Source organism: Acidimicrobiales bacterium, assembly GCA_035536915.1.
In the GTDB taxonomy this organism is placed as follows: domain Bacteria; phylum Actinomycetota; class Acidimicrobiia; order Acidimicrobiales; family JAHWLA01; genus JAHWLA01.
This window is the reverse complement of the sequence record DATLNE010000039.1, coordinates 1-20,625: the sequence shown is the minus strand read 5'-3', so window position 1 is coordinate 20,625 and position 20,625 is coordinate 1. Positions and strand designations below refer to the sequence as shown.

Annotated in this window: 19 protein-coding genes; all 19 read right to left on the bottom strand. The window is 69.4% G+C overall.

What is annotated here, in order from left to right; genetic code table 11:
* Positions 1 to 2: 2 nt before the first annotated feature.
* Positions 3 to 878: a peptidoglycan recognition family protein gene (locus VM938_10670; protein HVF75501.1), complete on the bottom strand. Its 876-nt coding sequence runs from the start codon at positions 876 to 878 to the stop codon at positions 3 to 5.
* A complete protein-coding gene (locus tag VM938_10665) occupies positions 868 to 1,035 on the bottom strand; it encodes a hypothetical protein (GenBank protein HVF75500.1) in 168 nt (55 codons plus the stop codon). Before VM938_10665 ends, VM938_10670 begins: the two co-directional genes overlap by 11 nt.
* An 8-nt stretch (positions 1,036 to 1,043) precedes the next feature.
* A complete protein-coding gene (locus VM938_10660) occupies positions 1,044 to 2,414 on the bottom strand; it encodes a tail fiber protein (protein HVF75499.1) in 1,371 nt (456 codons plus the stop codon).
* Positions 2,411 to 4,378: a hypothetical protein gene (locus VM938_10655; protein ID HVF75498.1), complete on the bottom strand. Its 1,968-nt coding sequence runs from the start codon at positions 4,376 to 4,378 to the stop codon at positions 2,411 to 2,413. The genes VM938_10660 and VM938_10655 overlap by 4 nt, the downstream gene beginning before the upstream one ends.
* The gene (locus VM938_10650) at positions 4,378 to 5,262 is read right to left on the bottom strand and encodes a hypothetical protein (protein ID HVF75497.1); all 885 of its coding nucleotides are present in this window, start codon (positions 5,260 to 5,262) and stop codon (positions 4,378 to 4,380) included. The genes VM938_10655 and VM938_10650 overlap by 1 nt, the downstream gene beginning before the upstream one ends.
* Complete coding sequence (locus VM938_10645) at positions 5,262 to 6,581, bottom strand: hypothetical protein (GenBank protein ID HVF75496.1); 1,320 nt, start codon at positions 6,579 to 6,581, stop codon at positions 5,262 to 5,264. The genes VM938_10650 and VM938_10645 overlap by 1 nt, the downstream gene beginning before the upstream one ends.
* A gap of 8 nt (positions 6,582 to 6,589) precedes the next feature.
* Complete coding sequence (locus VM938_10640; protein ID HVF75495.1) at positions 6,590 to 6,940, bottom strand: hypothetical protein; 351 nt, start codon at positions 6,938 to 6,940, stop codon at positions 6,590 to 6,592.
* Positions 6,940 to 7,650 (bottom strand): hypothetical protein, encoded by a 711-nt coding sequence (locus tag VM938_10635; protein ID HVF75494.1) that lies wholly within the window; start codon positions 7,648 to 7,650, stop codon positions 6,940 to 6,942. Before VM938_10635 ends, VM938_10640 begins: the two co-directional genes overlap by 1 nt.
* Positions 7,651 to 7,659: 9 nt before the next feature.
* Positions 7,660 to 8,082, bottom strand: coding sequence for a hypothetical protein (locus VM938_10630; protein ID HVF75493.1), 423 nt, complete (start codon positions 8,080 to 8,082; stop codon positions 7,660 to 7,662).
* Positions 8,083 to 8,095: 13 nt separating this feature from the next.
* Positions 8,096 to 9,022 carry a DUF5309 family protein gene (locus VM938_10625; GenBank protein HVF75492.1) on the bottom strand — a complete coding sequence of 309 codons (927 nt, stop codon included), beginning with the start codon at positions 9,020 to 9,022 and terminating at the stop codon, positions 8,096 to 8,098.
* 29 nt (positions 9,023 to 9,051) lie between these two features.
* Positions 9,052 to 9,573 carry a hypothetical protein gene (locus VM938_10620; GenBank protein HVF75491.1) on the bottom strand — a complete coding sequence of 174 codons (522 nt, stop codon included), beginning with the start codon at positions 9,571 to 9,573 and terminating at the stop codon, positions 9,052 to 9,054.
* Positions 9,574 to 9,810: 237 nt separating this feature from the next.
* The gene (locus VM938_10615; protein HVF75490.1) at positions 9,811 to 10,788 is read right to left on the bottom strand and encodes a hypothetical protein; all 978 of its coding nucleotides are present in this window, start codon (positions 10,786 to 10,788) and stop codon (positions 9,811 to 9,813) included.
* Complete coding sequence (locus tag VM938_10610; protein HVF75489.1) at positions 10,788 to 11,921, bottom strand: hypothetical protein; 1,134 nt, start codon at positions 11,919 to 11,921, stop codon at positions 10,788 to 10,790. The genes VM938_10615 and VM938_10610 overlap by 1 nt, the downstream gene beginning before the upstream one ends.
* On the bottom strand, positions 11,921 to 12,670 hold the full coding sequence (locus VM938_10605; protein ID HVF75488.1) for a M23 family metallopeptidase: 750 nt from the start codon (positions 12,668 to 12,670) through the stop codon (positions 11,921 to 11,923). Before VM938_10605 ends, VM938_10610 begins: the two co-directional genes overlap by 1 nt.
* The gene (locus tag VM938_10600) at positions 12,670 to 13,467 is read right to left on the bottom strand and encodes a hypothetical protein (GenBank protein ID HVF75487.1); all 798 of its coding nucleotides are present in this window, start codon (positions 13,465 to 13,467) and stop codon (positions 12,670 to 12,672) included. Before VM938_10600 ends, VM938_10605 begins: the two co-directional genes overlap by 1 nt.
* Complete coding sequence (locus VM938_10595; protein ID HVF75486.1) at positions 13,467 to 18,602, bottom strand: hypothetical protein; 5,136 nt, start codon at positions 18,600 to 18,602, stop codon at positions 13,467 to 13,469. Before VM938_10595 ends, VM938_10600 begins: the two co-directional genes overlap by 1 nt.
* Positions 18,603 to 18,993: 391 nt before the next feature.
* On the bottom strand, positions 18,994 to 19,413 hold the full coding sequence (locus VM938_10590; protein ID HVF75485.1) for a hypothetical protein: 420 nt from the start codon (positions 19,411 to 19,413) through the stop codon (positions 18,994 to 18,996).
* Positions 19,413 to 19,613: a hypothetical protein gene (locus tag VM938_10585; GenBank protein ID HVF75484.1), complete on the bottom strand. Its 201-nt coding sequence runs from the start codon at positions 19,611 to 19,613 to the stop codon at positions 19,413 to 19,415. Before VM938_10585 ends, VM938_10590 begins: the two co-directional genes overlap by 1 nt.
* On the bottom strand, positions 19,613 to 20,625 hold a 1,013-nt coding region (locus VM938_10580), incomplete at its 5' end, for a hypothetical protein (protein HVF75483.1). The genes VM938_10580 and VM938_10585, both read right to left, overlap by 1 nt.

The following is a 20,625-nucleotide window of genomic DNA, read 5'->3' as shown; positions in this document are numbered from 1 at the left end:
CCTCAGGCGGCCTTGACGACCCAGCCGGGCCACGGCTCGGGGGGTGCCACGGCCCACACGAACCAGCCGTACCGGCCGCCGGCGTCGGCGTCGTCGATGGCGAGCAGCGGGTAGCCGTTGTCGCCGAACATCGGGGCGGCGTCGGGCACTGTCACGTCGGCGTCGCCCACCGGGAACTGCGGGATGGCGTCCACCGTGACGACGTGAACCCGCTTGAAGGGCAGCAGTATCCACCCGTCGCCCTTGTGGTCGGCCGCCCCGCTCGTGCTCGGCGGGATCACTTCGTAGAGCTTCATGTCGTCCTCCGGGTAGTCGGGGGTCAGCGCGGTGATGGAGCCGGGCACGAACGGAGTGGCGCCGCTCAGGTAGCCGGCCACGCGACGGCGGGTGTCGGCGCCGCTGATCGAGTGGCGGTCGACCTTGCGGCTCGTCCACTCCTTGTGCTCGCACACGTTGTCGGCCGGACCATGGCCGTCGAGCAGGACAGCCGCTACCTTCGCCGCCGTCTCGATCTGGTCAGGGCGCCACGGCTCGCGGGACGTGCCGACGTTCTCGACCTCGATGCCGTGAACCGAGGAGTTGTACATCAGGCCACGCCAGCCGCCCCGGCCCGCGTGGTTGGCCCGGCCCGCGGCGATGACGTAGACGGTGTTGTCACGGCCGATGCCGACGTTGCAGAGGGGGCCGGGCACGTCGGAGCGGCCCCGGATGAGGATGCCCAGCGAGGGCATGTTGCCCGTGGCCGCACCGGCCGTGTGGTGTACCACGACGCCCTTGGGGAAGAAGCTGTCCGAGCCTCTCGTGCGCCAGCCGTCGACCTCGACGACCTTGAGCCCCGCCGCACGCAGGCGGTCGGCCATCCCGACGTCACGAGGCATCGAACAGCGCCTTCCACTCGGCCGCCCGGTACACGTCCGGGATTTCGAGAGGGAACAGGGGCAGGTACTCGGTCGTCTCGTCGTTGACCGCCTCCGCGGCGAAGTCGATGTCGCAGCCGTCGAGCTGGTCCTCCTCGCCGGGCGTCAGTCTGCTCAACGTGCCTCCTAGAGCTTGATGATGAAGTTGACGGCCAAGTAGGGCGGGAGGTTGTTGTGCGTCTCGCCACTGCCCGTGGGCTGGTTGGTCGCCGTAGCGGGGACGATGTTGATGCCGGTGACCGACGAGCCGCTGTCGGTTGTCCCGCCGTTGGTGTTGCTGGGCACGGCGTTCGTGGCCCCGTCCACGAAGTTGCCGCTCTCCGCGAGGAACACGTCGTGTGTGTGGCCCGGGTCTGTGAGGTTGTGGTCGTGCGGGTCCTGCACGTGGGTGTGACTGGGCAGTTGCGCCGTGGTCAGCGCGACCGCCTTAGCGCCCCCCGTTTCACCCAGCACGTTGAACTCGGCCTGCGCAGCGTCGGGCATGACCGGGAAGCGGCCCTTGAGGTTCGGCAGGAGGAAGTCGGCCGGGCCGGTCCCGCCGTAGGTCGTGCCGATGACTGCGTACAGCGCGGCGCCGGCCTGCCCGGGAGCGCCGTCGGAGCGCTGGCTGCCGTCGCAGAAGTGCCAGCCCGCGGGAGCAGCGGCACCCGGCCACATCCGCATCTCGCCGGTCATGCCGACTGTCGCAGGGTCGACGTGGTGAACGTGGTCGCCGCGGGCGAGGGTGTCGGTCACGCCGGCGGACTCGGCGCCAGTGGTGACATCCGCGATTGTCGAGGCGTCCGCCGGCGCAGCCGCCTTCCACCCGGTAGCGGCTGTGGAGTCGGCCATGAGCACAGAGTCGTCGGCCGGGGCGGGCAGGCGGCCCACGGTGTCGGCGGCCGTGCCGACCAGGAGGTCGCCCTTGGCGTCGACCAGCGTGGTCGGGATGCCCCGGTGAACGTGGTCGCCGCGGGCGAGGGTGTCGGTCACGCCGGCGCTTTCGGTGGCGGCGACGTCGGCCACTGTGTCGACGACGGCCAGCGGGGCGCCCTTCCAGCCCGAGGGCAGAGACGAGTCGGCCATGAGCACAGAGTCGTCGGCCGGGGCGGGCAGGCGGCCCACGGTGTCGGCGGCCGTGCCGACCAGGAGGTCGCCCTTGGCGTCGACCAGGCCCCGTAGGTCGGCCGCTGTGATGAGGTCGTAGATGTCCTCGAAGTGCTGCGGGACCGGGCAACAGCGCACGACGGTCCCCGAGGCGTGCGTGAGGCCCGAGCCTGCGGCCGAGCCCGTCAGGTAGCGCTTGGCCAGCGACGTCGACCGGAAGGTCGCAGCGTCGAACGCGCCGTCGCACAGGACGATCTCACGTCGGGCGTCGTTGGTCGGCTCGAACACGAGGTACATGGGCGATGTGCCACCGCCCGTGGTCACGACGGGGAACACGATGTCGTTCGGACCGACGTTGCCCGTCAGGGTCGTCTCGAAGGCGGCGAGCAGGTGCGTCTCGATGGCGGTCACTCGTGCCCTCCAAGGAACATCTCGGCCAGCAGGCCGACGTTGAAGGCCCCGGGCGACTGCGAGCCGCCGCTGAGACTGACGATGCCGCCGCGGAAGGTCACCCAGCAGACGACGAGGGGCGAGCCACGCTGGGGCAGCACGGTGACCGGCGCCCCCACCTCGATCACCGTGCCGCGGTAAAGCTCCTCTGCGGGCTCCAACAGGTACAGGTCGAGGTTGGACCCCTCGATGCCCTTGAGCGAGGCGTGGACCCGTCGGCCGAGACCCTTGGCTCGAATGGGCCGGCGCCCCGGCATCTCCACCTGGTCGCCGCACGAGATGGGCATGCGGATGATCGTGTCGCCCGCTCCCGGGTAGGCCCGGAACACGAAGCCCCGGGCCGCGGGGCGGGCCGTGCGGGTGGGGCTGGCGTAGAGCTTCACCATGCCGGCCACGTAGCGGCCGGTGACGCCCCGCATGCTCTGCTCGTCGGGCACGGTGCCGGTCGTCAGGTTGACGATGCGGCGCCACGCAGGCGAGTCGGCGTCGAGCAGGGCAGCGGGGTCGGTGGTGGCGTAGAACTCGATGCGGGTGTCGTCGACCACGGCCTCGGCGTCGAGGTAGGCGCCCACCCAGGACTTCTCCGACGCGGTGAAGAGGTCGCCCAACGGGCCGATCAGGTGGCCCTCGACCTCGTAGGTCGTCTCCTCCCGGTAGAGCCCGGCCCCGGCGACGGCGACGAACAGCCGGTCGAACAGCGCCTGCACGTCGGTGACGACACCGGCCGAGCTGTGCGTGTCGAGGTCGCGTGACATGCCCGCCGTGGCGAGGTCGTAGCGCCAGAGCCCGGCCGCCGCCCCGTGCCCAAGCACACCGAGGTACACCGCGTCACGCGCCGTGACGATCCGGTGCGGAGCGTGGTCGGGCGAGTGGTCGTCGCTGTCCTGGTGGTCCCACTGCTTGCGCACCGAGGCGTTGACGAGGGTGAAGCTGTCGGGGTCGAGCTGCGCCCGCCAGAACGAGCCCACGGCGCCGGTGCCGGTGGGCTCGCGCAACGAGTAGAAGACGAACCCACCGCCGTAGCCGAGGGCCTGCACACGGGCCGAGTCGCTCACCTTCGTCTGGCCCTTGAGCTCCAAGGCCGTCAGGCCCTCGTTGAGCCCGAGGGCGTACACGTAGCCGTTCGAGGCCGAGGCGAGGATGGCGGCGCCCGCGTCCACGAGGTCGACCCACGTCTCGCCCGGCCCGAGCGTCACCAAGGCGATCGAGCCGACGCCGGGCTTGGCCTCGTACAGCACGTTGTCCTTGGCCGCCAGTACGAAGCCGCCGGTCGACGTCGCCTTGGCCGCCCACACCCTCGAGGCCGCCAGGTCGCTCCAATGGGCCCAGGCGCCCCCGATGCGCCGGTGGATGCCGTTGGCGCCCAGGGCGGCGTACACGGTGGTGCCGACGGCAACCAGGTCCTCGACGGTGGTGGCCGCCTCGCCGACGTGCGGACTGTCGTCGTTGTAGGCGCCGCCCGCCGCCGCCGCGGGGTCGGTGCAGCGCCGGACGGTGGTGCCGCTGGCCATGTACTGCGCGGTGCCGTCCCACGCCAGGGCGAGGTTCGACGCTGCGCTGGCGTCGACCAGGCGGGTCTCGGGCAGGAGGGTGAATGATTCGAGCTCACCGGGGCGGCCCGGGCGGATGTCGACGTGCGCCGAGTCGAAGAAGCGCAGCGAGTCCTCGGGCGCCGGCTCGCGGGTGTGGGCGAAGGCGAGGCCCTCGCCGCCGGAGAACCTCGTGCGGCTGAAGTAGGAGCCGAAGTCGTTGCGGAGATCCTCGGGGGTCTCGGCCATCGACACCTGCGGCGCCTGCAGCGGGGCCGATGTGATCTCCAACGGCCGGTCGGGGCCGACGGCGAGGCGGTAGAAGGTGTCGCCCAGGCGGCAGCCGTAGCCGTAGGCCCGGGGCCGGGCCATGGTCGAGGTGTTGGGGAGCGGCATTACCAGCCCCTCGCCACGGTGATGGGGTAGCGGCTGCGGAGCTGGCGCTTGGCCTTGGCCAGCAGGTACTCGTACTCGCGGATCAGGGCGTCACGCAGCCTCGTGGCGCTGCCAACGGGGAACCCCTGCTGGGCCTGCTGCTCGGTGAGGAACTTCTGTGCGATCGGGTCGGCCTCGCGCCCCGACATGAGGTACGAGACGGCCGACACGATGACGAGGCGCTCCCATGCCGGGTCGATCGACAGGTCGGCCAGGTCGACGTCCTCGCTGTCGGGGCGCTCGAAGGACTTGGCGTAGACCAGGTGGCCGGTGACCCCGTTCATGAGGGCCTTGCCCGTCGAGCTGCCGCCGTAGTGGTCGAGGAAGGTCAACTCGTCGTGGCGGGCGCCGCTGATGTCCCACATCCACAGCGGCCACGCGACGGCGGCGGGGATCTCTGTGGTGCTCCCGGTCCCGGCCGACACCGCGATGGTGTCCACGGCGTACAACTCGGGGAAGAGGGCGTCGATGGCGTCGCACACGGCGTCGAAGGCCGCACGGCGGCGCCAGGTGGGCATGACCTTGGCCACGCCGCCTACGGCGTGCAGCGCGGGCTCGGTGCCGTTGGCGCCCCGGATGAGCGACGACAGCACGTTCGTCGAGGCGTCGACCGCACCGACGACGATCTCCTCGATGCCGACCTCGATCAGCATGCCCGGGCCGAGAATGTCCTCCTCCTCGGGCGACAGCAGTGCGGGGTCGTAGCTCAGCGACGTCGCGTCCTCGGCCAGCTCGGCGGCCAGGGTGAACCGGGTGGGCTGGTCGTCTGCGGGTTCGAGGAACTCGCGCATCATCCGGTCGATGAGGCCGGAGACGGGGCGGGCGTCGGAGCCGAGGACGGGCATCAGGAGGGCGCCTTCACCAGCGCGGAGTGCGCCCCGTGCGACAGGCACCTGGCGCCCAAAGACGCCACGCTCAACTGCACGGTCAGATCAAGCCGGAGAGCTGTCGCGATGTCCTCGCCGACGGCGCCCTCCCCGATGGTCAATGTGCCTCCACCCGACCACGAACCCGTCGTCGGGGCGCCGAAAGCGAGGCACGCGGCGAGCCGCTCGCTCGTCGCGGAGACCACGGCGAGGTGGCCGTCCAGCGTTCCCTTTCGCGTGCCCCCGTTCGCGACCACTATCGGGTCGCTCTGCAGGACGGTCGTCGCCCCGAGCTTGGCCCGGAAGATGCAGGTGATGTCACCGGCAGTCGTGTTCTGGATGGTGAGGCTCGTCGCGAACATCACGACGTCACCGGCGGAAAGCTGCCCCGCCGCAAAGTCGAACGCCACGAGGGTCCGCTCGGTCGCGGTGTTACTAGCGCCCTGGTTGTGGCTCCCAGCGGGGGCCAACAGAACGGCCCCGCCCGATGGAAGGGCAGCCCAAACCCGTGTGCCGTCGAGGAAGGTCACGGCGCTGGGCACACCGGAACCGAGCTGGTCGGCGGGGACAAGGGCGGACGCGTCGAGCCCGGCGTAACCACCGGCCGCCCCGCGCCGCTCCTGTCGCTCGAATGCGGCCCCTGCGACGTGGTCGGTGATCGCTTGGTCGACCTCGCCGACGGTCGTGTAGACGGGGTGGGGGTTCTCCACGGCCTCGTGGGCGGCCACTGCCGACGCCGGGGCGTAGATGCCGTCGGCCTCGGCAGGCGTGAGGTAGCCGGGGTGCGGGTCCGGTGTGCCTGCATGGCCGGCCACGGCACCTACGGGCTCGAAGGCGGACGCTGCCTCTGCCGCGGTCAAGTAGCCCGGGTGGGGATCTCCGGCGCCGGCGTGGTCTGCGACCTTGGCGTCGGCCTCGGCAGGCGTGAGGTAGCCGGGGTGCGGATCGGGCAGCGCTGCGTGGGCTGCCACGGCGTTGGTCACGTCCGCGTCGGTGGCCACCGTCTCAACGAGGTCGTCGAGCGACACCGGCTCGTCGGGATCGCGGTGGACGACGATCGGCAGTGTCGAGTCGCCGTAGTCCAGGTCGTAGTGCCCGGGGTCGGCGTAGAAGCGGCCGTTGCCGGCGGCGTCGGTCGAGAAGGGGTTGAGCGCCGGTGTCGCCTTGGTGTGCGACGTGTAGAGCGTGGCCAGTGTCGTGGTGCCGGCCAGGAAGACCGAGACCTGCGTGTTCTTCAGCAGGGCGCCTCGGGGCGCCAGGAACGTCTCCTGGTACAGCCCGGCGTAGGTGTACGCCATGGCCGGCCTCAGCGGTAGCCGGCGTTGAGGACGCCCGCCGCGGCGGGCGCTGTGCTCCCGGTGGCGGTCGCCGTGACGGCGTACTTGATCGAGCGTGTGAAGTCGAACGGAGCGGGCAGGGCTTCACGGATTGCGCTGCTGCCCGGAACGAACAACGACAGCTTCGGGGTGGTCGAGCCGAGCGTCACTGTGTCGGCGTCGAACAACTGGAGGAAGATGCCGGTGGCGTTCTGGTTGTAGACCTCGATGTACCCGAGCCTGCCGGGGGCGGCCTTCATCGTCTCGACGGCCGCCGAAGCGCTGGCGTCGAAGAAGGGGATGAGGCTGTCGCCCCCGTAGGCAAGGCCCGGAGTTGCCATTACGCCCGCTTCACCTCGGGCAGCGCTTCGAGGATGTCGATGTCGCGCTGCGCGGTGACGACGAGCTTGCCGTCGACGAACTGGCCCACCAGCTCGCCGTTGGGCGAGTAGGCGATGAGGTTCGGGTACCGGTCGCACACGAAGGTGACGGGCTCCGGCTCGGGGGCGGCCTTGACGGCCTCAGGCTCCGGCTCGACGGTCGCCTCGGGCTCCACGTCGTCGGCCGCGTGGGGAGCGGCCGAGACATCGGTGCCGTCGGACAGGTCCGCAGCGGCGGCGGGCTCGTCGACCGGGGCGGCGGCGTCGGTGCCGGCGATCTCGCCGGCCGACGGAGCCACGACCTCGGCGTCGGCCGGCGTCACCGACGACGGGAACTGGCCCGCGTCGGAGAGGTTGACCAGCGCGCGGTCCCTGAAGTCGATGCCCCCGCCGGCCTGGCCGTCGAGGAAGTCGGCAGCCGCCTCGCGGTTGCGCTCGATGGCGGCGGCCACTGTGGCGGTGAGGGGGTCGCCGTCCTTCGGGTCCGACGCGTCGGGCTCGGCGCCCAGCACGGCCACGGTGTCGGTCGTGACCTCCTCGCCCCGGTCGTCGGCAGCGTCGCCCGAGACGGCGGCGTCGGTGTTCGGCGCCTCGACCTCCTCGGTGACGACTTCGACCGACTCGTCGTTGGCGGTCGGGATTGCGTTGGCGGTGCGTGTGGTCTTGCCCATGGCGGCCTCCTAAGCCTCGTACTCGTATGCGACGACGACGAGAGCTTCGGGGGCGGCGATGCCGGTCCCGATCTTCTCCCGCTCGATCGTCAGGACTTGGCCGGCGGTCATGCGGCGACCGGCGACCTCGTTGACGATTTCCCTGCCGTCGAAGGCGGCGGCGTTGGTGCCGGCCACGAAGTCGACGTTGCCGATCTCCGTGGTGGCCAAGCCGTCGGTGCCCCGGTTCTTCACGTTCCAGTGGAACGTGTTGGCGTTGGCGCCGGTGATGAGCGCCTGGGGCACCACGGTGATGCTGAGGATCTTGCACGGCCGCTCGGCCATGAAGATGGGCCACTCCTTGGTGGCGTCGGCTGCGAGTGCCGCCGGGAGGCTGCACTGCGAGGTCTTGCCGCGCAGTGCAGCTCGGATGGCGGGGGGGACTCCGTTCATCGGGCTCCTTCCCTTACGCCGTCGCCAGGCCGGTGATCTTGCCGTGCCACTGCTCGGGCCCGTACTCCAACCCGGCCTCGCCGTAGAGCTGCTCCTTGTCGGCGGCGCCCGTCTTGGCGAGGGGCTCGAAGAACATGTGGCCCTTCTCCGGGATGGTGAGGAAGCGGGGCTTGATGACCGACATCTCGGCGGCGAGCACCTCGTCGACCGGCTGGTGCCGCTCGAAGCACACGCCGACCATCCCGAAGTCCGTCTCGATCTGATTGATCGAGAAGCCGCCCACGTTACGGGACTCCGGCGCGTAGGCGTAGATGTCGCTGATGCGCTGGCGGCTGAAGGCGTTGGCGAACAGGATGAGCTCGGAGAAGATCGCCCCGCTGTCGGCCATCGACTTGAACAGCGACTGGAAATGGTCGCGGTTCAGACGGGCGCCGGCGGCGGCCACCACGTTCGTGGTGACGGCGTTCTTCATGCCGCGGGTCTTGCGGGCGGTCGTGTTGTCGACCGGCTTCTGGTAGGCGCCCTGCAGGAACGAGTAGTCCATGTCCCGGGCGGCCTGCTCCAGCTTGAGCCGGCGCTGGGTGACCCGCTCGTTCTGCACCGGCTGGGTGCCGAGGATCGACGCCCCCGAGATCTGGCCGACGGCGCCCTGCTTCGTGTAGCTCAGCTCCACGCCGTACTGGAAGATCTGCAGAATGTTGCTGATCGGGGAGCGCGTCCGGGCGTTGTAGACCGGATCGGCGCCTTCGAGGATGGCCGGCTGTGCGGCCGCGGCGTTGTCGATGGACTGCCACTGGATCTCGGTCGCCGTAGCGGGGATGCCGCCGGTGAGCCCGCCGATCATGCTGAGGAACGGCGTCTCCTTGGGCGTGACGAAGAACAGCTCGCCCACGTAGTTGGGGAGGTTGAATGTCGTGCCCTGGCCTGTGACTGCGCCCATCGTTCGTTACCTTTCTCGGTGGTCGCGGCTCAGGCGGGTGCCCGAGGCGCCATCTGCTGCTGGGTGAGTGTGTCCTTCAGCTCCATGGATTTCCGGTAGTCGCCCGCCTGCTCGGCGGCTGCGATCTGCTCGGGGAGAGCGGCAGGCGCGGCCTGCCCGGTACCTGCCTTGATGGCGTCGGCCTGGGCCTGCACGGCACCGAGCGCGGTCGCCGCGTCGGTCCCTGCCGGCGCCTGCGTGCCGTCGCCTTCCGTGCCGGCCGGTGCGACCGTGGCGGGAAGGCCGATCTCCTCGGCGAACGCCTTGAACGCCTCGGGGGTGAACTCGTCGACCTTGCGCTCGGCGGCGAACTGGTCGAGGGCGATGGATGCGAGCTTGGTGGAGGTGTCGAAACCTGCAGCGGCGGCCAGCAGCTTGGCGTTGGTGCTGCGGAGCGCCGTGATCTCAGCGGCCTGGGCCTCGCTCTTGTTGCGCAGCTTCGCGAAGTCCTTGGAGTCCTCGGTGGGCTGCTGCTGGGCGGTCTTGCTGTCGTCGACTTCGGGCTCGGGCATCTCTCTCCTCTACGCCCCACACGGCGATACGCGAACTCGGGCGTTGGATCGCGGCCGGCGCAGAAGAGAACGGGAACGACACGTCGCGCTGCTGCCCCGACGTCGTGCCGCTGCTACCGCACACCCTGGTTCTACGACCGGTTCGGGTGATGACCGATCGACCTTCCCACTCGTCTCAGGGAGCGGGCCACCTGCTGAGTCACAACGATGCCATTCGGCGCGCGCGCCGTCAAGCATTTACGTCGGACGAAGGCCCGTGAGCCTGCCCGAGCGGTCGCGCTCGACCAACTCGTCGCTGCCGAACTGCGCCCGTGAGCGGGAGAGAAGCCGCCCTATCGTGCGGATCTGGTCGGCGTCCTGCACGACCAAGGCGTCTGCGAACTCGTCGACCGTCAACTCGTCGTCGGGGTCGTTGAACCGGCGCACCAGGTCGTTGAGCGCGGGCAGCTCTTGCGCCGCCCGCGAGAACAGACGCCGAGCGCCCTCGCCCTCGAGGCCGAAGGCGGTCAGCCGCTCGGCCTCTTCGAGGTCGACCTGCGCACCGAAGCCGTAGCGGGAAGCCTCGCCGCCGACCTGCGAAGCGCGGATGCGACGCTCGAACTCCATGGGCGATGCCGCCCTGTCGATGACGGAGGCAAACAGGGCGGCATCGGAGATCTCGACGGCGCCGTAGTTGTCGGCGTACCAGGCCCGCACGTGCTCGCCCGCGGACATGACGCCGACGTACAGGGCGCTCAACTCCGCTTCGAACTCCGCCGGCGACTTCTCGCCCTCGATGAGTGCACGCTGCCGCTCGGGCGTCAGCACCAAGTCGGGCGGCACGCCGAACTCTGCGAGGCGCCGCTTGTAGCCCTCGACGTTGGAGAGGTACTCGAACTCGCTGAGTCGCAGCGTGCCGTCCTCGCGCCGGTTGCCGGCGAAATACACGTCGTACACCGCCCGGTTCTGGCGCATCGTGTGCAAGGCCATCTCGGGCGAGCCCGTGGTGGTCCATGCGTCTGCGAAGACCTGCACCAAAGGCTCGGGCAGGTAGGGGAACAGCAGGCGCACCTGCGAGTAAAAGTCGGAGCCCGGCGCCGGCGTGGCCGGAGGCGGCGGGGTGACGGGGGGCGTCGTCGGCGGAGTCGACGCCGGGGGCTGGCCAGGGTGCCACTGCTGGAGCGCCTCGTCGGGAATTGTCCACGTCTTAGAGGAGCCGGGGGATGTGATGTCCATCAGGTCGCCTTCCTCACGCCGCCGCCGGCGAAGGCGGCGCTGAGCGCCTCCAGCCCGTCAGCGGTCACCTTCTTGACACCACGCTTGAGCCCCTCGCTGCGCAGGAGCCCCTCCGCCGTGGTGCGGTCGTTCATGCGGACGATGCGCTCGAACATCGCGTCGGACTCGTCGGCCACCTGCCCCCACACCGTCGACACCACGCCGCGCCACGGCTGGGCGATCGACTCGTAGTCGAGCCGCTCGTCCTCGTACTCGGGGAACAGAGCGAGGCGCTGACGCCGCAGCTCCTCCGTGAGCATGTCCTGGGCGCCGGGCTCGGTGGCCAGCCGACCGGCCCACTTCTGTACCAGCGCGTCGTCCCACCTACCGTGGACCGGGCCGAGCCAACGCCGCGCCTCGGCCCGGACGTCTTCGATGAAGTCGACGCCGGTGCGCACCGGCGCCTTGCCGATGGCGCCGGTGAGCGCGGGGTCGACGGCGCCCAGCGTCGGGTTCACGAGGCGACGGGCCTGCTCGCCCACGTACTCTTCGCTCCAGTCGCCCACGGTGAGCCTGTCGGCCATGAGGTGCACAGCCGACTCCGGCACGCCTTGGAGGCCGCTCTTGCGCAGCATCTCCGCGACCTTGATCCGGTTGTCCTCCTGGATGCGTCGGGCCTGCGCAGGGTCGCCGGCCACCAGCGCCGCCCACTGCCGCTGCGCTTCGTTGCGCGAGGTCCACCACTTGGTGGTCTGCAGCTCTGCTTGCGTGACGGTGCGGCCTTCGAGGATCGCCTGGGCCGTGAGGGCGAGCACCTCGGCGTCGCGCAGCCACGGCCGGATCTGCGCCTCCTTCTCGAAGTCGGCCACGAACGCATCGAAGGGGTGCTCGCTGCGGTTCACCAGCTCGTTGACTGTGCCGAAGTGCAGCATCCCCTCGCCGCGGAATGTGTCCCACGTGACCTGGCGAGCAGCGGGGGCGGTCTCGCCGGTGATCGCCTTCACGGTGTCGGTCCCCGCGGGGAACGCCCACACCATCCGTGTGTTGGTCCCGGGGATCGTGTAGGAGAGGTGGTACCAGTAGTTCTGGCCCTTCGACGGGTCACCGATCAGCAGCAGTTCGGCGCCGCCGGGCACGTTGCGAAGATCGGCCATCAGAAGGCCCTTCTCGTTGTCATCCCGTTGTCCGTGGTCGGCGCCGGCTCACCCAACGCCTGCGTACTCCCGACGGCGGCGCGCGCCGCACGGGCGGCGCTCCTGGTCCTGGGCGAGGACTGAGCGGGCTTGGCGGGCGGCGACTTCTGGCCCTTGAGCTCCAAGGCCGGGTTGCCGATGGCGTCCTCTGCCTCGGACTGCGAGTTGATCGAGTAGTGGACGTGGGGCGGGGTGGTCTTGGCGTTGCCGGTGTTTCCGACCGTCCCAATCTGCTGACCCTGCGTGACCGTCTGACCTTGTCTCACGTCGATGCGATCAAGGTGGGCGAGGTAGTGATACCGGCCGTCGGTCCCCTTGATCCACACCCGGAGGCCGCCCTTTCCAGAACTGCCTGCTTTGACCACTGTGCCGCCGATCGGCGCAACCGCAGGTGACCCCTTCTTGCCGAAGATGTCGGTCCCCTTGTGTTTGCGCTTCCCGCCGTCGCGGTCGGCCCCCATGGTGTCGACGAATGTGCCCCCGGGCACGGGGTTGATGATCGTGCTGCCGTCGCCCGAGGCAGGAGCGGCGGTGGTAGCCGTGTCCTCCTCGCCCTCGTGGTCGTGGTCGTGCTCCGCTTCCTCCTCGGGCTCCTCGCCCGGCATCGACATCAAGTCGGGGATCATCCCGGTGGGGCCGCTCCCGGCGATGCGGGACGACATGTCGACGAGCACCCCCTGCAGGAGTTCCTTCATGGAGTTGTCGGCCATCAGCGCGCGCCCATCAGTTGGTCCATCCCCACGATGCTCTTAAGGAGGTTGTTGCGGCCGACCTCGACCTCCTCGATGTTGTCGAGACGCTCAATCTCCGGCCGGTAACGCTGCTCCATTTCTTCCTTGAACCGGGCCACCGGGTCTTCGACCACGACAGCGTCGGAGGTCGCCTCACCCTCGGCCGCATCACGCTGGGCCACGAGAAGCGAACGCTCCTGCTCGGCACTCTCGCGGCTGAAGCCGGCGAGCAGCCCTGTGAGTTCGGCCATCTCCTCGGCGTCGGGGTCTCGCCCGCCCAGCATCGAGCGCACCGTCGACTTCACCGCCTGGGCAATCTCGTCGGCACCCGGGAGCCGGAGGGGCGGCAGGGGCTTCGTGTCCTCGGGGAACTGCTGCTTGCCGGCGGCGTACTGCTCCAAGGCGTCGAGCGGGATGGTGTTGCGACTACCGAGGCCCGAAGCGTTGGCATAGGCGAGCAGCTCCGTGAAGGCCGCACGGGTCACCTCGTCGTAGGTGCCGAGTTGGAACTTGGCCCCCTTGGGGATCAGGCCCGCGTCGACCATGCGCCGCTGTAGCCGGGCGAGGTCTTCCGGCGGCAGGTTCACCGGCAGCCACTCGTCGCCCGTGTAGTACGACGGCGGGATCGCTGTCGTCGTGGTGATCGACGGGTCCATCGACGTCACCGGGTCTGTGTGCTCTCGGACGGCAACGTAGTCCTGGGGGACGCCGATCGGCAACCGCGGCCCAGCAGCGGGCGGCGGGCCCGCCATGATGAGTTCTTCCAGGCCTGGCATCAGGCAGCAGCCTCCTCTCGGTCGTCGACCATCTCCTGCTCGAAGACCCGCTCGTACAGCGGAGCGAAGCCGGGATGCTCCTCCGCGATGGAGGTGGCGACCGCACGCAGCCACTGTCGGATGCCGCGAGCCTTCTTGGCCGAGCCGAACGTGGTCAGCCCGGACGCCTTCGCGGACTCGATGGCCCGCTCCCTCGCAAGCAGGTACAGGCGGGCGCCCTCGCCTGCGTCGGTCGCCCGGACGGCCTCGTGCTCCAGGGCGGCCTCGACCTGGCGGATGTTGCGGTCGGTGCGCCCCGGGTCGTACGAGCCCGGGTCGTAGCCGGGGTACTCCTCCATGAGCGCCTCGCGGATCGTGCGCAGCCACTCGGTGGCGCCGGGGTCGCGCCGATCGCCCAGCTTGTCCTTGGCGTTCCGGTAGACCATCCCGGCGATGCGAGCGTTCACGCGCTTGAGCGCGTCCTCGGGGCTGATCGCCTTGCGCTCACCGGAGGCGATCTGACGTGTGTAGGCGTCGATGTCGAACTCGCCGCCGCCCGGGGCGAAGAACCCGTAGACGTCGGGGAAACGGCGGGCCAACTCGGGGTGTTCACGCTGCCAGTCGGCCACTTCTTTCGTGGGTGCCGACGGGCCCTCGGTCTTGCCCTGCACGACGAGCAGCGCGTCCTCGCCGAAGCGCTCGAGGAACGCTTCCAGGGCGGGCGTGCCGCCCGCCTTCTCCGCCTCGTCGAGCTTCTGGTACTCCTCGATCATGCGCTGCTGCATGAGGAGGTTCCCGTCCTTGTCGAAGGCGAGAAACCGGGGCGACGGCGCCGAGGGCGCCACGAACTGCGCAGCGCCCCGGAGGGCGTAGACGAGCTTGGCCTTGTCCTTGGCGTCCTTCAGGAGCCGCTCCTGGCCCTCGATCGAGTCGGTGGGGTAGTCGCCGGTCGACTTGAGGTAGCGGGCCACGTCCCACACGGTGTTGTTCCACATGCGGTCGTCCTGGCGACCGAAGGGCGTCTTGCCGGTCTGGCGGAACTTCTGCAGCCACGCGGGCAGTACCGACTCGATCAGGCCGCCCTCGGTGTCGAGTTCACCGAACGGCATGACGATCTTGCGCACCGCGTCCCACTCGGGCTTGTCGGGCAGGAACGCGCCGGCGGGCACGGTGACCGCCAGGCCGAAGCCGGGCAGCACGGTGCCGCCGAAGACGTTGAGACCCTGTACGCGCCCCGCCATCGGCACAGGAACCCCGATCATCTTCTCGGTGACGAACTGGCTGCCGGGGTAGGCAAACATTTCCTCGCCGGTCGTCTCGTCGGTGTAGAAGAACCCCGAGCCGCGGGCGCCTTGCACGAGCTGCTGGCCACGCCGGATCACCTTCGGGTTCTCGACGCCGATCTTGGCCCACCGGGTGCCGACCTCTTTCCACGCCTCACCGAAGGGGAAGATGTGGCGGGTGATGTCGAAGAACTGGCTGCGGTCGCTCAGGTCGTAGAGCAGCTCCTTGGTCTTGTCGAGCCCGAACCCCTTGGCGAGCGTGTCGACGTCGTCGAGCGTGAGCCCGCTTCGCGACGAAGCGGCGCCGGCCCATTCCGCAGGGAGCACAGCGAACCCACGGTCGCCGGGCAGCGCTGTGAACTTCTCGTCGAACACAGCGCTGGGCACATCGACAGCGAGGATGTCACCGCCCTTCGCGTACTCCTCTGCGATGTCGCGACGATGAGTGAACCAGCGCCCGACGTTTTCACGGGCGTCGGCAGGAAGCGCCGCGAGCTGCTCGGGGGTGAGGTGCTCCGCCTCGCCTCGATAGAGCCGCACGAAACCCTCGGGGGCGGCGTCGCTTCTTCCGATCTGCTCGTCGAAGCGCTTCAGCGTCGAACGGCCCAATCCCGCCTTCTCGGCCGCCTGGCGGGCAGCAGCCTGAGCGGCAGCGTCCATGCCCGGCAGCAACTCCTCGACCCGCTGCCAATAGAACTGACGGAACGACGGCGAGCGCGACAGCTTGTTCGTGGGCTTCGACATCAGCACCGAGAACATCGTGTCGACGGCGTGGTCGAGCGCCGACGCCACCTTGCCCCCGGCGCTTCCACGTCCGACGAGCGCGATGTCGCCCTTGACGCCCTCGGGACCGACGCCCTCGGCCCGCAATGCGTCGAGCTTGGCACGGAGCGCCTTCGACGCCCTGATGCCTTCGCGGATGGGTTCCCCGTCGAGCACGCCAGTGGCGACGGCATCCGTCAGGCGCTGGTCGCCGCCGGTCTTCACCTGCAGCCGGTGGAACACGCTGTCGATGTAGTCGTCGGCGCTCAGCACCTTGCCGTCGTCGCGGTACGAGGTGCCGTCCGGTCGGTGCCTCACGTTGAGCATCTCGCGGCCCTCGGCGCCTGCCATCTCGTCGCGGAACTTCTGGCCGGGGCCCTCCCAGAACCAGCGCTTGGCGTCCTCGACGTGGTTGCCGGTGAGGCCGGGCTCGAACCGCTCTGTAGTCGATTGCACCGTTCGACGCGTGACCGGTTCGGTGCTGTGGGCGACCCGGAGTTTCGCCGGCCGAAAGATCACGACTGGGTTGTGCTTTTGGGACTTAGTCCGTACGCCGCCCTTATACGTGAAGCCGTCGTAGCCGAGGTCGACCAGTTCATCGTGGAGGCTGTGCAACGACTCATCCACCTCGTACTTGACCATGCCCGCCTCGCCGTAGGCGCGACGAAAGAGTTGGTAAAGGCGGGCACCCGTTGCGGACGGGTCGTCGAGAGCCCTTCGGATGGCCTCCTCAGTGTCGACATAAAAGTCGGAGTCTGCCAAGAACCCCTCGTAGTGGCGGCGGAACGCTCCCCGTACGTCCTCGGGGAGCGGCCGCTCGATGTCGATGAGGCGGGGTGGGGTGTCTCCAGCCCACTCGACGCCGTAAACCCGAGGATCGTTGCCCTTACCTTTTTTCGTGTAACTGCGCGCCACGTCGGGGTTATCAGTCAGGTAAAAGCCGGGACCGAAAAGATTGTCGGCGCCTGAGCCCGTCCCGAATTCGTCGGGATCAATGGCGTCGCCTAGGAACCGGCGCGAGGTGCCGTGGTAGAACGATGAGCCGGGGATTTCGGCCAGTTCCTCGACTTCCTCGTCGATAATGTCGACGACAGTTCGGCCCGGTACGGCGTCACCGTCGGCCCAGCCGCCGGCCACCCGGGAAGCCACCGGGTCGGTGCGAAGCTGGAGCAACTCATCGCCCCATGCGGCGGGGAACTCGTCCTCCTCCCGGTACACCTTCCGCTTGCCCATGTGGACGACACGGTCACGCCACCCGCCTCCGTTGCGGCTCATGGCCTTGGCGAACTCGTCGGCATCGGCGGCTGCAGCCGAGGCGTCGGCGAAGCCCTCGCCGGTCAGGCCCGCGCCACCGCGACGGCCCGTAGCCCAAGCGATGTAGGACAACGGGTGACGGAACAGCGAGTCCATCCCCGACGCGGCCATGCGCACCTGCTCCTCACCGATGACCCGGACGGTCCAGGCGCCTCGGATCAGCACCATCGGCTTCCACACGTCCTGCAGGGCGAAGTCGAGGAAGGCGACGGGCAGGTCGAGCGCCGGCTTGTTGAGCAGGCGGCCGTAGCGCGACGTCATCCGGCGGATCGCACGGGCGTCGGGCAGCGGGAGCGAGCGGTTCAGGTACTCAACGGCCAGGTGGGGCGACGGCAGGGACGCCGACACGCCGTCGATCCCGACGCCGAAGATGGGGACGTTGTTGGCGAGTTCGTCGACGAAGTACTTCGCCATCTCGTCGTTGTAGTTGCGGACGATGCCGGTCATCCGCCGCGCCGTGTTGGCGTCGGTGTAGTCGCCCACCTTCGTCATCGTGTCTGTGAGTACATCTGTCACCACGCGGAAGAGATCGACCCGGTTCTCTGTGCGGGCCAGCTCGTCGATACGCTGGTCGACCACCTCACCGGGGAGCTTGGCGTTGCGCATGAAGCGGTCCATCCGCTCGACCACGTCGTCGAGGTCGTTCACGTCGACCGCCTCGCCCGGCATCTGCTGGAGCATTCGCACGCCGTCGAGGCGCTTGCGGAAGTCGGGGGCGAAGCGGGCGATCTTGCCCATGGCGAACTCGTCCGTCGAGCGCACGGCGACGCCGAGTGCCGGTGCGAGGACGTCGACCACCTCGTCGGTGGTGCGGGCGTCGGTCAGGTCGCGCAGGAGCGCCACGGGCAGCTTGCCCTTCACCGTGCTACGCATACGGTTCAGGTTCGTCTCTGTCGCCAGGTAGTCGACGACCTTGGAACCGTCACCGGCAAGCCACTGCTCCGCCCGCTCCGACAACACCGTGGTGCGGTTGCCGTTGACCAGGCCGACCGAAGGGGGATCGAACAGCTTGTTGGCCTTCGCCGCGGCGCCAAGCCCATCGAGCGCCCGCCCGCCCGGGTCGGCGTAGATGGCCACGGCCGCATCCGTCAGGCCCGAGAGCACATTGAAGGGCGTCGTCCCCGGCTCGACCACCAGGCTGGCAGCGAAGCGACCGGGGGTGATCGCCTTGCCGCCTGTGGTCCCGAACGTCCGGGCGTAGGCGGCCTGGTCTTGCACGGCCTGCCCGCCCGGCATGAACCCGGAGCCGAGGTCAACGGCCTCGCCCTGTAGCACCTTTCGCACGGACTGGCCTGCGGTCGAGTGCTGGCCGCGCACGATGTTGTCGGCCAGCATGTTGACCGCGCCCCCCTGCTTCGCGTGCTCCACGAACGCGCCGACGAAGCCCTCCTCGCGGACCATCTGGACGCCCTCCCGGAAGAGACCCTGCGCCTCTTCCAGCGGGGCAGAGAGGGCGGTGAGGCCGGAGCGCACGACGGGCTTCACGGCGTCGCTCACGGCGTCGGCCGTTGCCGTCACCACGTCGCCTATCGAATGCCAGCCGAGCCCGCGCTTGACCTTGCGCTTGGCAGCAGCTTGCGCCGCGACCTGCGTGACAGGCGACGCACCGTCGTGCCCGCCAGCGGCCAATGCGTACGTGGTGCCAGGAGGCATCCACGGGGCGATCCGGCGGATCGACGCCAGATTCGACACCGTCTGCACGTTCGCCGTGGCGCGCTGGGTCCGCATGCGCGCCAACTCGGCGTTCATGCGCTCGAACGCAGCGTCCTCGTCCGCGTTGAAGAAGCGGGCGCTCACGAGCTAGCGCCCGTCGCACTACGGAGGGACCAGGGATAGCGTCTGCATCCATGGGAAACCGTGGGGGGAAACATGTCGCCATCGCCGTTGTCGCCATCTGGTCGGGTTTCGGGTGCTCTGTTACGGCAGACATGAAAGCGACTAGCGATTGTGCGGACTGGGCGAGGGAAAACAACACGGCAGCGCAGTGGCGGAAAAGCGCACGAGAGCACGGTTTTTCGGATTCCGCTGCTGACGTGGTGTCCGAGGAGGACCGCGAAGAAGGCCGGGCCTACGACTGGGCCACGTGCATGCAGGATCGTGGTTTCAGGTGTCGACTGCAGAGTGGGGGGCCGCCCGACACATGCTCGGATGACAGGACGAGATTCGACAATCCGTTCGGTTCGTAGCACTAGAACGCCCCCGTCTCGGCGTCTTCGAGAACCTCGCGCAAGTCCTCGGACGGGTAGCGGGCGTAGAGCGCCCGAAGGTGCTCGACGACGTCGATGTTCGGCGTGCCGCCGGCGAGCGGCTCCGCACCGGTGGTGAGAGGCTCGTTCGGCCGAGCCGTCGGGCCGAACGGGTCGATCGAGCGGGGGTCGATCGGGACGCCTGCGGGGCCAGCCTGCGGAGGCGCGCCCTGCGGCGTCGGCGCACTGGCCATGGGCGCGGCCTGCTGCTGCTCGACTGTCGCCTTACGGTCGCCGTACGTGCCGCCGGGGACCGGACGCACGGGCTGGCTGTCGGTCCGGCGGGAGAGTGCGCCGGGGCCGGACACGGCGGCCGGGCTCGACGGTGTGCGGGAGCCGCCCCGGCCCTTGCCGCGGGCCATCAGATCGCCTCCACCGGCAAGCTGAAGGTGGCGATGCCCCCCTCAAGGTCGCACCCGTCGCAGTCCTCGCCGTGGTTCTCCGTGCAGGGGTGAGACTCACTCCATAGCTGGACCAACAGCAGGTCGATGTCCTCGCCCGTCGACGCGCGCACGAGGGCCTCGCGGAAGCGGTCCTCGGCCAGGAGGTACCAGTGCTCCATCAGATCCTCCCGACCGTCTGGACGCCGCCTGTCGCTGCGCCCCCGGCGGTCAGCCGGCTCAGCACGGTGGCCACGTCGGGCGGCGGCTGGCCGGTCATCACCTCGGGCGGGGCTGCCTGCTGCTCGGCCGCGGCCTGCTGCTCCTGCAGGCCGGCAAGCACCCCCTCGATCTTCGTGCGCAGCTTGCCCGCCGGGAGGAACTCGACAGCGATCGCCATGGCCGCGGGGTCGCCCTGCTCCGCCATGGCCATGAGCGAGCCGAACAGGACGCCCTCGGCCTTGGACGCAAGGATGCGCTCCTTGATCTTCTCCAGGTTGCCGAGGCCGTCGAGGTTCTCACGGAACGTGTCGTCGTCGATGATGCCGCCCTGCATCAACTGGAGCCCGCCGACGATCTTGGTGGCGTCGTCCCAGCCGGCCATGGCGCCGTAGACCCGCCGGGTGCGGCGATGCCCCTTGATGTGCTTCGACGGTGTGTAGGTCTCGACGAAGGCGGCGCCGCCGTACGCTCCCTCCATGGTCTTGTCGACGTTGCCGTAGTAGGTCTCGTCCCACTCCAGGCGTAGCGCGTCGAGCTGCATGAGGCCGGTGGCGAGGATCGTGTGGTACTCGCGCACTTCCTCGTCGATGGCCGAGGTCAACTCCTGCAGGCCACGGCCGGTGGCCCAGCCGCCGCCGGGGTGCTGGGCGTCGTCGGTCACGGGGTAGCCCGCCACGATGCGCAACTGGCGCTCCAGGCGGTCGAGTTGGGTGAACGACTCGAACGGCACCCGGTCGTTCATCTTCGTCACCTGCGTGCCGGGGGCGAAGTAGTTCACTGCGTTGCGGCCCTTGCGGTACTTCGCCGCCTCGGTGTCGCCGATGACGTTCGTCTCCGACATCACCGCGTCCTCGATGCCGATCATGGCCAGCAGGTTGAGCCGGGCCATGGCGGCCATGAGGCCGATCACGTGGTCGTACTGGCCGGTCAGCTTTGCGAAGCTGAAGCGCTTGAAGGCCCAGAAGGGCGGGC

Excerpts from the sequence above, each read along its gene's own strand:
- VM938_10670 (HVF75501.1), bottom strand. The coding sequence starts at position 878 with ATGCCTCGTGACGTCGGGATGGCCGACCGCCTGCGTGCGGCGGGGCTC.
- VM938_10655 (HVF75498.1), bottom strand. The coding sequence starts at position 4,378 with ATGCCGCTCCCCAACACCTCGACCATGGCCCGGCCCCGGGCCTACGGC.
- VM938_10650 (HVF75497.1), bottom strand. The coding sequence starts at position 5,262 with ATGCCCGTCCTCGGCTCCGACGCCCGCCCCGTCTCCGGCCTCATCGAC.
- VM938_10645 (HVF75496.1), bottom strand. The coding sequence starts at position 6,581 with ATGGCGTACACCTACGCCGGGCTGTACCAGGAGACGTTCCTGGCGCCC.
- VM938_10640 (HVF75495.1), bottom strand. The coding sequence starts at position 6,940 with ATGGCAACTCCGGGCCTTGCCTACGGGGGCGACAGCCTCATCCCCTTC.
- VM938_10635 (HVF75494.1), bottom strand. The coding sequence starts at position 7,650 with ATGGGCAAGACCACACGCACCGCCAACGCAATCCCGACCGCCAACGAC.
- VM938_10630 (HVF75493.1), bottom strand. The coding sequence starts at position 8,082 with ATGAACGGAGTCCCCCCCGCCATCCGAGCTGCACTGCGCGGCAAGACC.
- VM938_10625 (HVF75492.1), bottom strand. The coding sequence starts at position 9,022 with ATGGGCGCAGTCACAGGCCAGGGCACGACATTCAACCTCCCCAACTAC.
- VM938_10620 (HVF75491.1), bottom strand. The coding sequence starts at position 9,573 with ATGCCCGAGCCCGAAGTCGACGACAGCAAGACCGCCCAGCAGCAGCCC.
- VM938_10615 (HVF75490.1), bottom strand. The coding sequence starts at position 10,788 with ATGGACATCACATCCCCCGGCTCCTCTAAGACGTGGACAATTCCCGAC.
- VM938_10610 (HVF75489.1), bottom strand. The coding sequence starts at position 11,921 with ATGGCCGATCTTCGCAACGTGCCCGGCGGCGCCGAACTGCTGCTGATC.
- VM938_10605 (HVF75488.1), bottom strand. The coding sequence starts at position 12,670 with ATGGCCGACAACTCCATGAAGGAACTCCTGCAGGGGGTGCTCGTCGAC.
- VM938_10600 (HVF75487.1), bottom strand. The coding sequence starts at position 13,467 with ATGCCAGGCCTGGAAGAACTCATCATGGCGGGCCCGCCGCCCGCTGCT.
- VM938_10590 (HVF75485.1), bottom strand. The coding sequence starts at position 19,413 with ATGGCCCGCGGCAAGGGCCGGGGCGGCTCCCGCACACCGTCGAGCCCG.
- VM938_10585 (HVF75484.1), bottom strand. The coding sequence starts at position 19,613 with ATGGAGCACTGGTACCTCCTGGCCGAGGACCGCTTCCGCGAGGCCCTC.